An 11,644-nucleotide genomic window follows, 5' to 3' on the forward strand; every position below is an offset into this window, starting at 1 on the left:
GTCCGTGACCACTGCGACACTCTGGACGTGCCCTACACCGAGACCACGCTGCTGCGTTCGTACGGCATCGTCGTCCGGTACCTCAACCGGGTCGGCCTCGGCGCCCGCGACCCCTTCGTCTGCCCGATGGTGACCGAGCTCCGGATCCACTGAGCCCCGCCCTGCCCTGCCCGTGCCGAACCTCCCCAACGACGCCCACCAGCTGCGAGCAGCGGTGGTCGTGAACCCGACCAAGATCGACCAGCGGCGCCTCCGATCGGTGCTCGGCACCGAGGAGCGCGCCCACGGATGGGCCGAGTCGCTCTGGTTCGTCACGAGTGCCGACGACGACGGACGGGCTGCCGCACGGGCCGCGCGCGACGCCCGCCCGAGCGTCGTCCTCGTCGCCGGCGGGGACGGCACGCTCCGGGTCGTCGCCGAGGAACTCCGCGGCACCGGGACGCCGGTCGCGCTCGTCCCCAGCGGCACCGGCAACCTGTTCGCACGGAACCTCGGGCTGCCCCTCGGCGACCTGGTGCGGTCCGTCCGTGCGGGCTTCGGCGGGACGGACCGCCCGATCGACGTCGGGCTGGTCGACCTGACCGACCCGGCGGGCACCACGACCTCGCACGCGTTCCTGGTGATGACCGGCATCGGGCTCGATGCGAGCATGGCTGCGGACACGAACGCGTGGGTGAAGAAGCGGTTGGGGTGGGTGGCCTACTCGGATCCCATCGCCCGGTCCGTGATCGGCAACCGGCAGATCCCGGTGCACTACGGGATCGACGACGGCCCGCTCCGCAGCATGAGCGCGCACACGATCATCGTCGGGAACTGCGGCACCCTGACCGCGGGCATCCTGCTGCTCCCCGCGGCTCGCCCGGACGACGGGATCCTCGACGCCGTGGCGTTCCGGCCGGCCGGGTGGTTCGGGTGGACGAAGGTCGGGTACGCCCTGACGCTCAACCGGTTCTTCGCGCGCACCCGGTTCGGGCGGCTCCTGGCCCGGGTGCTGCCGACCTCGCGTGCGCTCCGGTACACCCGGGCACGGACGCTGCGGCTGACCGTCGACACCCCGGAGCGGGTGCAGCTCGACGGCGACGCGTTCGGCGAGGTGGTCGCGGTGTCGCTCACCACGCACCACCACGGGCTGGTCCTCCGGACGGAACCGCTCTAGCCGGTGCTGCCGAGGTCGGCACCCCGGTGCACGACGTCCTCCGCCATGGCCCGGATCCCGCGGCCCGCACCAGCAGCAGCACGTCGCAGGATCTGGAACGCCTCGTCCATGCGGATGCCCCGGCGGTAGGCGAGTGCGCCCTTGGCCTGTTCGAGGAGCACCCGGGCCTCGAGCGCGTCCTCGACCTGTTCCTCGATCGTGGTCGACACCCCGCGGTCGCGCTGTCGGACCAGGGCAGCCGAAGCCGCGTCAGCGAGCAGCTGCATCAGCACGACGTCCTGGTCGCTGTGCCCGCGGGTGTGGTCGGCGAAGACGCACAGGGAGCCGATGGTCCGGTCCCGCAGACGGATCGGCTCGGCGAACGTGCCCTGCAGCCCGCGTTCGCGCATCGTCGCCGCGAACGTCGGCCACTCCGACTCGTGCGTGGACACGTCGGGCACGTCGATCGTCTCGCCGGTCCGGTAGCAGTCGAGACACGAGCCCTCGTTCGTGCCGAGCTGCGCTTCCTCGGCCTCGCTGCTGCGCTCGCTCGTCGAGGCGATGACCTGCAGCGCACCGGACCGGTCCGCGAGCACGACCCCCGCCTCCGTCGCCGAGGTCCCCTCCACGCACGCCGCGATGACACGGTCCATGGCGTCGAGCACCTCGAGGTCGGTGTCCAGGGCCGGAGTCAACCGATCCGGCAGGTCGATCGCGTCACTGGTCGTCATGCTTCGACGCTACGACCAGACCGATGGCGCACGGCTCAGCCAGTTCGCGTACCGGATCACGGCTCTCGAGTCCTCAAGCAGGCGCGTCCGTCGAAGTGCGGACTGGTGCGACCCCCGGACAGGGGGTCAGGATGACGCATCAGTTGCACAGAGCAACTGGCAGGTGCTTCACCGACAGAGGAGTCGTCATGAAGAAGTCCATCGCAGCCGCGTTCGCCGCGGTCGCCGTCATCACCGCCGGCGTGTTCGCCGCTTCGCCCGCGTCCGCGCTGCCCGTCAGCACGAAGGTCGTCGGCGGCGAGAAGGCCCCCACCACCTCGTGGGCGGTGCAGCTCGAAGCCTCGGGCGGGAGCATCCCCGCAGGCTACGTCAGCAACTGCACCGGCGAACAGCTCAACGCCTCGTGGATCCTCACCGCCCGGCACTGCATCGACGGCATCGGCGCGATGAACGTGTACCACTCGAACTCCACCGTCAACCGCGGCGCGGCCGTCGCCGTCGACCGCGTCAGCACCTCGCCGGCGGGTGACATCGCGCTCGTGCACCTGCGGACCGCCTACTCGCTGTCCGCCTACGCACCCCTCGACCTCACCGCGACGGCCAAGTCGAGCGGCACCGGCACCATCCAGGGCTACGGCCTGCGCGCCAACGCGACCCAGTCCGACGGTCTCTACCAGGCCACCGTCTCGCTCACCGGCGCGAGCACCGACGCCTTCGGCGGTCGTGCCCAGCACCTCACCGGCGTGACCGGCGCCTCGAACCACGGTGACTCGGGCGGCCCGCTGCTCGTGAACGGCAAGGTCGTCGCCGTCTGCTCCACCGGCGACAGCGCCGACCCCGGCGCGAACACCAAGGCCGGCTCGAACTACGCCCTGCTGTCGCAGGCCTCGTCCTGGGTCCGCACCACGGCCGGCGTCTGAACCACCTGACGGACGGGAGGCGCGGTGTCAGCCGGCACCGCGCCTCCCGTGGCGTCCCCACCCATCTCCAGAACCGGGGTCGCCTGCTCGGCGTCCGTCACCCACCAGCTGAGCGCCCGTGCGGGCGCCGCGACGACAGTGGGGCCATGAGCCAGTACGAGAAGCGCGATCCGAACACCCTCTACCCGGCACCGCCGTACCCGAAGCAGGAGCAGTCACTGCCGGGCGCCGCGTGGAAGATGGACCCGAAGCCCGACCACGGCGAGGAGAGCTACACAGGGCTCGGACGGCTGAAGGGGTACCGCGGCATCGTCACCGGTGCCGACTCCGGCATCGGCCGTGCCGCCGCCATCGCCCTGTCGCGCGAAGGCGCGGACCTGGTGCTCTCGTACCTGCCGGACGAGCAGGAGGACGCGGAACAGGTCCGCGACCTGCTCGAGTCCGAAGGCCGTCGCGCCGTGCTGTTCCCCGGGGACATCTCCGACGAGCAGTACTGCACGGACCTGGTGCAGAAGGGGGTCGACGAGTTCGGCGGCCTCGACACCCTGGTCATGGTCGCAGGGCGCATGGAGAGCAACGAGGACATCCTCACGCTCGACACCTCGATGTTCGACTCCACCTTCAAGACCAACATCTACTCGCTGTTCTGGCTGACCAAGGCCGCCGTGCCGCACCTCGAGCCCGGGTCGACCATCGTGACGACCGGTTCGATCCAGGCGTCGACGCCCTCGCCGGACAAGATCGACTACGCCGTGTCGAAGGGCGCGATCAAGCTCTTCACCGAGGCCGTGGCGCAGCAGCTCGCGCCGAAGGGCATCCGCGTGAACTCCGTCGCGCCGGGGCCGGTGTGGACGCCGCTGCAGCCGGGTTCCGACGACGCCGAGACAGTGTCGCACTTCGGGGAGAGCTCGCCGTTCGGTCGCCCCGGTCAGCCCGCCGAGCTCGGTGCCGCCTACGTGCACCTGGTCAGCCCGGAGTCGAGCTACCAGTCCGGGTCGACGATCACGATCGCCGGTGGGACGCCGGCGTTCTGAGGTTCTGGGTTTCGTGTTCTTGCGTTCGAGGAAGGGGACCACGTGTCCGGAGTGACGCACACCGTGCTGGTCGAGTGGGACGGGGAGGACCGGTCGTCCGAGGCGTCGGCCCTGTCACGCGAGCACCTGCCACGGATCGAGGGGGTCGAGTCGGTGCAGTCCGGCACGAGCGTGAGCACCGAGGGGCTGGAGGGCGGGTTCCACTGGATGCTCGTCGTCCGGTTCCGCGATCGTGCGGCGCTCGCCGGGTACCTGCCGCACCCGGAGCACCGGCCGGTGGCCGAGTTCATCGGTGCGGCGAGTGCGCGGGTCATCGTGTTCGACGTCGAGGACGCCGACTGACCGCTGCGGCGGAAGCTGTGTAACGCTCTGGTTGCGATGGCGGTCGAGGGGTTCCGTTGTTCGTGGAGCCTCGACGTACGGTGGATCGGCCATCGCAACGGCGCGGGGGTCACCGGCCGGCGCCGTGGCTCTTCGGAGCCCGCGCCGGTCGGGTCCCCGCCTGCGGGCGGGGACCGTTCGACATCCGCCGACGGAGGGAAACAGACGATGCCCGGCAACCCGAACCCGTTCGTCCACGACGGTGCGAAGATCCTGCTCGGCGAGGCGGGAGCGGCGCACTGCGACGAGTGCGGTGACACCGTCCGGCTCGACCCGCGGATCGGCAGTTGGCGGACGGTGCAGCAACCCGGTCCCCAACTCCCGCCTGATCGGCAGCGGCGAAGTGTGGCGGGTGCCGCGTGAGCGGCATCGTCCGGACCGCCGGCGTGGCCCTGGGGCTCGTCGCGGCGGTGGCGCTGACCGCCTGTTCCGGCGCACCGGCCGCGACGCCGACCCGGACCGTGACGGCGACCGCGACGCCGGAGGCACCGGCCGACACCGGCACTCCGACCCCCGCTGCGACCCCGACCGCGACGGACACGGCCTTCAGCCCGTCGGACCCCGCGACCTGGACCATCTCGACCGACGAGGTCGGACCGATCGCCCTCGGTGGCGCAGTGCAGGGCGAGATCGACGATCTGGCAGCCGCCTACACCCGGAGTACGGATGCGTGTCCGGCCAGCCCGGAGACGACGTTCTGGGAGCGAGCCGACGCCCCCGGCCTCATCGTCATCCCCCGCGACGGCAAGGTCGCCGGGGTGACCATCGGCGGGGTGGGGGCGGACCCGGTGACGACGAACTCGCCTGAGACCGACGCCGGAATCGGCATCGGAGCACCCCTGACCGAAGTGCGGTCCGCGTACCCGGACCTGCAGTACACCGGGACCTACGGTGAGGAGCAGGGGCCGTACTCGATGTGGAGCGTGCAAGCCGACGGACGCTACATGACGTTCCAGCTCGGGACGGACGGCGCCACGGTCGCTGCGATCTGGGTGGGGTCGGTCGCGAAGCTGCCGTACGAGTACTGCGCCTGAAGCGTTCGCAGGTCAGAACGTCGCTGCTGGCAGGATGACGGGCATGGCCAGCGCTGTCCGTCTCATCCGGTCCGACGTCCTGAGTGACGCGGCGCAGTACGCGTACGCATCGACCGTGCCGGCCGGGACCCGGCTCGTGTTCCTCGCCGGGGCCTGCCCGCTCGAACCGGACGGGTCCACGGCGGCGGTCGGCGACTACGCGGGCCAGGCTGCCCGGTGCATCGAGACGATGCGGGAGGCGCTCCGAGCAGCCGGTGCGTCGATCGAGGACGTCGTGAGCACCCGGGTGCTCGTGGCGTCCTCGCGGCAGGCCGACCTCGTCGCCGCATGGCAGGTGGTGCGCGATGCCTTCGGCGCGCACGACGTGCCGAGCACCCTGCTCGGGGTCACGGTGCTCGGCTACGACGACCAGCTGGTCGAGATCGAAGCCGTCGCGGCCGTCGCCGACGGTCAGCCCACGTGACGGCGCGAGGTGTCGAGGCTCCCGCGCTCCCGCGCTCCCGCGCACGCTCGCCTCAGAAGCCCGGACCCGCTTTGACCAGCGCGATGCCGACACCGACGAGCGCGAGGACGAGGCCGGCCACGAACGTCCGCGGGGACGGGTTCTCCCCGCGGAGCCTGGCCACGACGGGCCCGAGGAGGGCGAGCCGGACCACGAGGTACGCGATCGCGATGATCTCGGCCGCGAGCCCGGATGTGCCGGTCAGCCAGGCGTAGGCGAGGACAGCAGCCGGCAGGAAACCGGAGGTGAGGACGGGCAGCGAATCCCGGAGCTCGGCGCGGACGGTCTCCCCGGTGAGGCGGTGGTCACTCCGCGCACGTCGGCCGACCGACTCGGCGAAGGTGTGTGCGAGGAAGGTCGAGAACGCGGTGGCGAGGACGTACCAGAGCCCCCGACCGCTCTCGGCGGTGTCCGGGACCATCGGTGCGATCGTGCCGAGGATCACGATGTTGCCGTACACGAACGCGGTGATGCGGCTCGAGGCGTCCTCACGCGACAGGCGGTTCCGGCCCACGGAAGTCCTCTCGTGCGGGCTCAGTAGTACTCACCCTGCCGGTAGTCCCAGCTCGTGAACGTGTCGGCGAGCAGTCCCATGATCCGGTCGACGTCGAGCCCCTTGCGGATCAGCGTCGGAGCGGGGACGACCGATCGACGTCCGTCCTGCAGCGGGATCAGGGTCCCCGTGCTGTCGACCATCGACACCATGACGCCCTGCTCGTACCGGGTCTCGGCACTCTGCTCCGGCTGGATGGACGCGACGTAGTCGTCAGCCTCGACGATCACGTCGGCGCGCTCGGCGATGCGCTCGCCGATCCCGTCCACCACGCCACGGTTACCGGTACCCGACGGGTTGGCGGAACTCGCGAAGGCGAACCTGCCGTGCTCGGTCCAGAGCTCGCGGGCGGCGAGCTCACCGGGGACGCCGAACTTGATGACGAAGCAGGACGTTCCGCGGGTGTCCATCATGAGTTCGTCGGAGCCGTCCGTCGGCAGTGCCGCTCGACCCTCGTCGCTCCAGGGCAGGATGCACCCGAGCAGGATGTCCTCGTCCCAGCACCGCTGGTACAGGGCGTCGATCTCGGGGGTGAGCTGCGCGATGCTCCGGAGCATCTCGAGGGAGCTCACGAGCACGACGCCCGGCTTGTTGCGGTTGCGTTCCTTCGCGTCGAACTTCCGCTCCAGGCCCGCGCGGTCCGAGGTCATCAGGATGTAGCCGACCTTGGTGGGGACCACCGCCAGCCCGCCGTCGTGCAGCAGGGCGTCCACCGCACTGCGCGGCACACCACCGGTCCAGTGCACCCGGTTCATGCTGACCTGCGTGTCGTCGTTCATGCCAGTCCTCGTCCCGCTCGTGAGCCAGACGATCGTCTGACAGCGGGAGCCTAGGGACGGCGTCTGAGCCGGACAAGGGCGATGGGTGCGACCTGTGGGCCTTCTCCGGAGGGTTCAGGCGGGCTCGCAGCGAGCGAGCGAGCGAGCGAGCGAACGGCCGCGGCTGGCCGGTGCCGAGCCGTGCACAACCCCTGAGCGGCGCACAACCAAAGTGCATCCGCACCACGTGGTCGCGTGGTTCGAGGTCACTTTGGTTGTGCGACGCCGCCGGACGCCAGCCGACGGCCGGCCGCCCGACCGCGGACGGCGCCCCCGCCTCACTCCACCAACGACTGCGTCCCCACCACGATCGCCAGGGCCAGCCGCTCCGCGTCCACCGACCCGGGCTCGGCCGTGTACGCCAGGATCCGCAGGTCCTCCGGCCCGACGACCAGGGTGTCGCAGTCGAGCGTGATCAGCCCGACGTCGGGGTGGTCGATCACCTTCCGGCGGGCGGTCTCGCCGAGCGCGGTCGCGCCCGAGTCCCACAGCTCGACGAACCGCGGGCTCGCCGCCCGCAGGTCTCGCACGAGCTGCTGCAGCTGGCGGTCGAGCGGGTAGCGGGCCGCGGTCATCCGGAGCCCGGCCACCAGGTTCGCCTCGAAGGCCGCCTGCTCCTCGGGCGTGTGCACGGCTCGGCTGCCGGATCCCACCAGGTGCCGCCACGCGGTGTTCCGGTCGTTCCCGCGGAGTGCCCCGATCGGCCCCATCAGCGCGTCGTACGGGGCGTTGGCGACGAGCAGGTTCCCGGCCGCGTCGAGCACCGCGACGGGGGTGTCCGCCAGTCGGTCGAGCAGCCGCTGCACGCTCGGCGGGATCCGCGACGGCACCACGTCGGCGCCGGGGACCGCGTGCCCGGCGAGCCGGTAGAGCAGCTCGCGGTCGGCATCGGCGACCCGCAGCGACCGCGCGAGCGCCTCGACGACCTGGGCGGACGGCGAGGTCGCCCGCCCCTGCTCGAGCCGGGTCAGGTAGTCGGCCGAGATCCCCGCGAGGCCGGCCAGCTCCTCACGCCGCAGGCCGGTCGCGCGCCGACGCGGCCCGACGACCATGCCCGCCGCCTCGGGGGAGACGTGGTCGCGCAGCCGCCGCAGGGTGTGCGCGAAGTCCGTGTCCGCCATGTCCCCAGTCTGCGCGCGACGGGCGACCGGGTCCTGGCCCTGCCGGTCCTACGACAACGGGGCGACTCCCCGCGGTCGTCGCCGAGCGTGACGCTGGACCCATGACAACGACACTCATCACCGGGGCCACCCGCGGCCTCGGCAAGGAAACCGCCCGCCAGCTCGTCGAGGCGGGCCACACCGTCTGGATCGGGGCCCGGGACGCCGACCAGGGCGCCGCGGTCGCCGCCGAGATCGGCGCCCGCTCCGTCCAGCTCGACGTCCGCGACGACGACTCGGTCGCCGCGGCCTTCGCCCACGTCGACGCGAACGGCGGACTCGACGTGCTGGTCAACAACGCCGGCATCGCCGTCTGGGGGCAGAGCGGCCCGGACGCACTCGCCGTCTTCGACACGAACGCCGTCGGCACCATCCGCGCGACCGAGGCCGCGCTGCCGCTCCTGCGTCGCTCTGCGAACCCGATCGTGGTGAACCTGTCGAGCGCGCTCGGCTCCTTCACCGCCACCCACGACCCGTCGAAGCCCGCGTTCACCGTGCCGGCCGTGGTCTACGGCGCGTCCAAGGCCGCCGTCTCGATGCTGACGGTGCAGTACGCACGCGTCGTGCCCGAGGTGCACTTCGTCGCGATCGAGCCCGGCTACACGGCCACCGAGTTCGGTGGCATGCCGAACCCGCACGGTCGCCCCGTCGAGGTCAGCGCCGCGACGATCGCGGCCGCCGCGAGCGCGGGCCCGGAGGGCCCCACCGGCGTGTTCCTGGAGGACGGCCAGACGCTCGGGTGGTGACGTCGTGACGGCCTGGAGGCCCGTGGCGGCGCCGCCACGGGCCTCCAGGCCGTCGTCCGGTCGCGTCTACAGCAGCTGGCGCGCGTTGGTGGACGCGAGGTCCAGCAGCTCGTCGCCGCGACCCGACAGCACCGTGCGGATGGCGTAGAGCGTGAAGCCCTTCGCCTGCTCGAGCGTGACCGCCGGGGGCATGGAGAGTTCCTGGCGGTTCGCGCGGACCGACACGAGCGCGGGACCGTCGTGCGCGAGCGCGGCGGCCATGGCGTCCTCGAAGTCGTCGGACACGTCGACGTGGAACCCCTTGATGCCGATCGCCTCGGCGACGGCGGCGAAGTCCGGGTTCTGCAGCTCGGTGCCGTAGTTCACGAAGCCGGCGGCCTTCATCTCGAGCTCGACGAAGTTGAGCGACGAGTTGTCGAACACGACGATCTTCACCGGCAGCTTGTTCTGCACGATCGTGATGAGCTCACCGAGGAGCATCGTCAGCCCGCCGTCTCCGGCCAGGGCGATCACCTGCCGGTCCGGGAACGCCGTCTGCGCACCGATCGCCTGCGGGACGGCGTTCGCCATCGTGCCGTGCACGAACGAGCCGATCAGCCGGCGCTTGCCGTTCATGGTGAGGTAGCGCGAGGCCCAGACGACGGGGGAGCCGACGTCGGGGATGAAGACGGCGTCCTCGGCGGCGAGCCGGTCGAGCACCCGGGCGACGTACTGCGGGTGCAGCGGCTTCTTCCTGCCGGCCGGCACCGCCAGGTCGTCGAGCTTCTCGCGGGTCTTCCGGTAGTGCTTGAGGGAGTCCTCGAGGTGCTTCGTCGGGTGCGAGCCGGTCAGCAGCGGGATGAGCGCGAGCGCGGTGTCCTTGACGGTGCCGACCAGGCCGATGTCGACGGGGTGCCGTCGGCCGAGCTGCGAGCCGCGGATGTCGACCTGCACGTGCTTCGCCTTGGCGGGGAAGAACTGCTGGTACGGGAAGTCCGTGCCGAGCATGAGCACGACGTCGGCGTCCTCCATCGCGCGGTACCCGGAGGCGAAGCCGAGCAGCCCCGTCATGCCGACGTCGTACGGGTTGTCGTACTCGATGTACTCCTTACCGCGCAGTGCGTGCACGATCGGGGCCTGCAGCCGCTCGGCCAGGGCGACGACCTCGTCGTGGGCGTCCGCGACGCCGGCTCCGGCCAGGATCGTGATCCGGTCGGCACCGTTCAGCAGGTCGGCGGTGCGCTGCAGCTCGGTCTCGCTCGGCACGATGCGCGGGGTGGCCCGCTCGATGCGGGTGGCGCGGTCGTCCTTCGCCTCGGCGAGCAGCACGTCGCCGGGGATCACGAGCACCGCGACGCCGCGCTTCTCGATCGCCTCACGCATGGCGATCTCGAGCAGGCGGGGCATCTGGACGGGGTCGGCGACGTACTCGACGTAGACGGAGCACTCGCGGAACAGCTCCTGCGGGTGCGTCTCCTGGAAATAGCCGGAGCCGATCTCGGCCGTGGGGATGTGCGCGGCGATCGCCAGCACCGGCACCCGCGAACGGTTCGCGTCGTACAGGCCGTTGATCAGGTGCAGGTTGCCGGGCCCGCAGCTGCCGGCGCAGACGGTCAGGTCACCGGTCAGGGCGGCTTCGGCGGAGGCGGCGAACGCGGCGGCTTCCTCGTGACGGACGTGCTCCCACCGCATCGTGCCGTCCTTGCGCAGGGCGTCGGTGAAGCCGTTCAGGGAGTCCCCGGGCAGGCCGTAGACCCGGTGGATGTCGTTGGCGCGGAGGGTGGCGACGATGTTCTCGGCAACGGTTGGCATGTGCCCTGTCTACTCGCGACCGCTGCGCTGAACGCTTTCGGAGTTTTGTGAGGCTCACTCGCCCTGGGATGCCGGGGTCGTGCTGCGACGATGGCGGGATGACCGACGACGCGCCGCTCCTCCGTCCCCGCCGACGGGAGCCCGCCGCGTACGGGATCCTCGAGCGCTCGCCGTACCCGCTCGTCTCGGTGGCGATCGCCGTCATCGCGGTCGTCGTCATCACCATCGTCGGGTTCACCCTCGGCACCGTGGACGTCGGATTGTCCAAGGCCCTCAACGCGCTGCACACCGGGTTCATCGGGGCGTTCAGCACGGCGGTCTACCACGTGATCAGTCCCGCACCGGCGATCGGGATCACGGTCGTCGTCGTCGCCGTGATCTGGTGGCGCACGCGAAACCTGCGACCGGCCCTGGCGTTCGGCGGCACCATCGCGATCACGTGGGTGCCGTCCGCGATCGTGAAGGAGATCGTGCACCGCGCCCGGCCCGACGTCGCCGTGCTGCCGCACCCGTTCCCCGTGCAGCCCGACCCCGGGTACCCGAGTGGGCACACGGTCTACATCACGGCGTTCGTGGTCGCCCTGATCTGGCTGCTCCGCGAGACCCGGTGGCACCGACTGGCGTTGACGCTGGGGGTCGTGGCCATCGTGATCGTGTTCTTCGCGGTGTCGATCGACGCGGTCCACTACCCGACCGACGCCGCTGCCTCGATCCTGTGGGCGCTCGCCGTGGCGCCGGGGGTGCGGGTGGTGTGGGTCGACTGGCTCATGCCGCGGGTGCCGTTCCTGCGGCCGGGGCGGGGCTGACGCCGGGCGGGTTGGGCTGGGGCTGGGGCTGGG

13 protein-coding genes and 1 pseudogene are annotated in these 11,644 nt (G+C 71.4%); 9 read left to right on the forward strand and 5 right to left on the reverse strand.

The features are described 5' to 3' along the window. A pseudogene (locus BIU89_RS18895) lies at window positions 1–153 on the forward strand (acyl-CoA desaturase); the annotation flags it as partial. Between the two features lie 19 nt (window positions 154–172). Continuing rightward, window positions 173–1,156 carry a diacylglycerol/lipid kinase family protein gene (locus BIU89_RS08365; protein ID WP_083404256.1) on the forward strand — a complete coding sequence of 328 codons (984 nt, stop codon included), beginning with the start codon at window positions 173–175 and terminating at the stop codon, window positions 1,154–1,156. Here BIU89_RS08365 and BIU89_RS08370 read toward each other — a convergent pair. Beyond that, window positions 1,153–1,866, reverse strand: a complete 714-nt coding sequence (locus tag BIU89_RS08370) for a GAF and ANTAR domain-containing protein (RefSeq protein WP_071245781.1) — start codon at window positions 1,864–1,866, stop codon at window positions 1,153–1,155. The genes BIU89_RS08365 and BIU89_RS08370 overlap by 4 nt on opposite strands. Window positions 1,867–2,054: 188 nt before the next feature. Between BIU89_RS08370 and BIU89_RS08375 the strand changes: the two genes are divergently transcribed. From BIU89_RS08375 to BIU89_RS08400, 5 genes are all read left to right on the forward strand, one after another. Continuing rightward, entirely contained in the window at window positions 2,055–2,786 is a 732-nt protein-coding gene (locus tag BIU89_RS08375) for a S1 family peptidase (RefSeq protein WP_071245783.1), read from the forward strand. Between the two features lie 146 nt (window positions 2,787–2,932). Beyond that, on the forward strand, window positions 2,933–3,820 hold the full coding sequence (locus tag BIU89_RS08380; RefSeq protein ID WP_027467207.1) for an SDR family oxidoreductase: 888 nt from the start codon (window positions 2,933–2,935) through the stop codon (window positions 3,818–3,820). A gap of 42 nt (window positions 3,821–3,862) precedes the next feature. Next, a complete protein-coding gene (locus tag BIU89_RS08385) occupies window positions 3,863–4,162 on the forward strand; it encodes a Dabb family protein (protein WP_083404257.1) in 300 nt (99 codons plus the stop codon). Window positions 4,163–4,560: 398 nt separating this feature from the next. Beyond that, window positions 4,561–5,235, forward strand: coding sequence for a hypothetical protein (locus BIU89_RS08395; protein ID WP_071245789.1), 675 nt, complete (start codon window positions 4,561–4,563; stop codon window positions 5,233–5,235). Window positions 5,236–5,278: 43 nt separating this feature from the next. Next, a complete protein-coding gene (locus tag BIU89_RS08400; protein WP_071245791.1) occupies window positions 5,279–5,698 on the forward strand; it encodes a Rid family hydrolase in 420 nt (139 codons plus the stop codon). Window positions 5,699–5,750: 52 nt separating this feature from the next. Here BIU89_RS08400 and BIU89_RS08405 read toward each other — a convergent pair whose 3' ends face one another. The 3 genes from BIU89_RS08405 to BIU89_RS08415 form a co-directional block, all read right to left on the reverse strand. Further along, on the reverse strand, window positions 5,751–6,251 hold the full coding sequence (locus tag BIU89_RS08405) for a hypothetical protein (RefSeq protein WP_027467203.1): 501 nt from the start codon (window positions 6,249–6,251) through the stop codon (window positions 5,751–5,753). A gap of 20 nt (window positions 6,252–6,271) precedes the next feature. Continuing rightward, window positions 6,272–7,069, reverse strand: coding sequence for an L-threonylcarbamoyladenylate synthase (locus BIU89_RS08410; protein WP_071245796.1), 798 nt, complete (start codon window positions 7,067–7,069; stop codon window positions 6,272–6,274). A gap of 317 nt (window positions 7,070–7,386) precedes the next feature. After that, the gene (locus tag BIU89_RS08415; protein WP_071245798.1) at window positions 7,387–8,229 is read right to left on the reverse strand and encodes a helix-turn-helix transcriptional regulator; all 843 of its coding nucleotides are present in this window, start codon (window positions 8,227–8,229) and stop codon (window positions 7,387–7,389) included. A 101-nt stretch (window positions 8,230–8,330) separates the two neighbouring features. Between BIU89_RS08415 and BIU89_RS08420 the strand changes: the two genes are divergently transcribed. Continuing rightward, window positions 8,331–9,014, forward strand: a complete 684-nt coding sequence (locus BIU89_RS08420; protein ID WP_071245800.1) for an SDR family NAD(P)-dependent oxidoreductase — start codon at window positions 8,331–8,333, stop codon at window positions 9,012–9,014. Window positions 9,015–9,080: 66 nt separating this feature from the next. Here the strand turns inward: BIU89_RS08420 and poxB are convergent, their stop codons facing one another. After that, window positions 9,081–10,805: a ubiquinone-dependent pyruvate dehydrogenase gene (gene poxB, locus BIU89_RS08425; protein ID WP_027467199.1), complete on the reverse strand. Its 1,725-nt coding sequence runs from the start codon at window positions 10,803–10,805 to the stop codon at window positions 9,081–9,083. A 98-nt stretch (window positions 10,806–10,903) separates the two neighbouring features. Between poxB and BIU89_RS08430 the strand changes: the two genes are divergently transcribed. Continuing rightward, the gene (locus BIU89_RS08430) at window positions 10,904–11,611 is read left to right on the forward strand and encodes a phosphatase PAP2 family protein (protein WP_071245802.1); all 708 of its coding nucleotides are present in this window, start codon (window positions 10,904–10,906) and stop codon (window positions 11,609–11,611) included. Window positions 11,612–11,644 lie beyond the last annotated feature (33 nt).

Origin of the sequence: Curtobacterium sp. MCBA15_005, assembly GCF_001864855.1 — a bacterium.
Lineage (GTDB): Bacteria > Actinomycetota > Actinomycetes > Actinomycetales > Microbacteriaceae > Curtobacterium > Curtobacterium flaccumfaciens.

What these genes read in the sequence shown, in the direction of transcription:
- BIU89_RS08415 (WP_071245798.1), bottom strand. Translation starts at nt 8,229, where the DNA reads ATGGCGGACACGGACTTCGCGCACACCCTGCGGCGGCTGCGCGACCAC.
- BIU89_RS08430 (WP_071245802.1), top strand. Translation starts at nt 10,904, where the DNA reads ATGACCGACGACGCGCCGCTCCTCCGTCCCCGCCGACGGGAGCCCGCC.
- poxB (WP_027467199.1), bottom strand. Translation starts at nt 10,805, where the DNA reads ATGCCAACCGTTGCCGAGAACATCGTCGCCACCCTCCGCGCCAACGAC.
- BIU89_RS08380 (WP_027467207.1), top strand. Translation starts at nt 2,933, where the DNA reads ATGAGCCAGTACGAGAAGCGCGATCCGAACACCCTCTACCCGGCACCG.
- BIU89_RS08400 (WP_071245791.1), top strand. Translation starts at nt 5,279, where the DNA reads ATGGCCAGCGCTGTCCGTCTCATCCGGTCCGACGTCCTGAGTGACGCG.
- BIU89_RS08420 (WP_071245800.1), top strand. Translation starts at nt 8,331, where the DNA reads ATGACAACGACACTCATCACCGGGGCCACCCGCGGCCTCGGCAAGGAA.
- BIU89_RS08375 (WP_071245783.1), top strand. Translation starts at nt 2,055, where the DNA reads ATGAAGAAGTCCATCGCAGCCGCGTTCGCCGCGGTCGCCGTCATCACC.
- BIU89_RS08370 (WP_071245781.1), bottom strand. Translation starts at nt 1,866, where the DNA reads ATGACGACCAGTGACGCGATCGACCTGCCGGATCGGTTGACTCCGGCC.
- BIU89_RS08410 (WP_071245796.1), bottom strand. Translation starts at nt 7,069, where the DNA reads ATGAACGACGACACGCAGGTCAGCATGAACCGGGTGCACTGGACCGGT.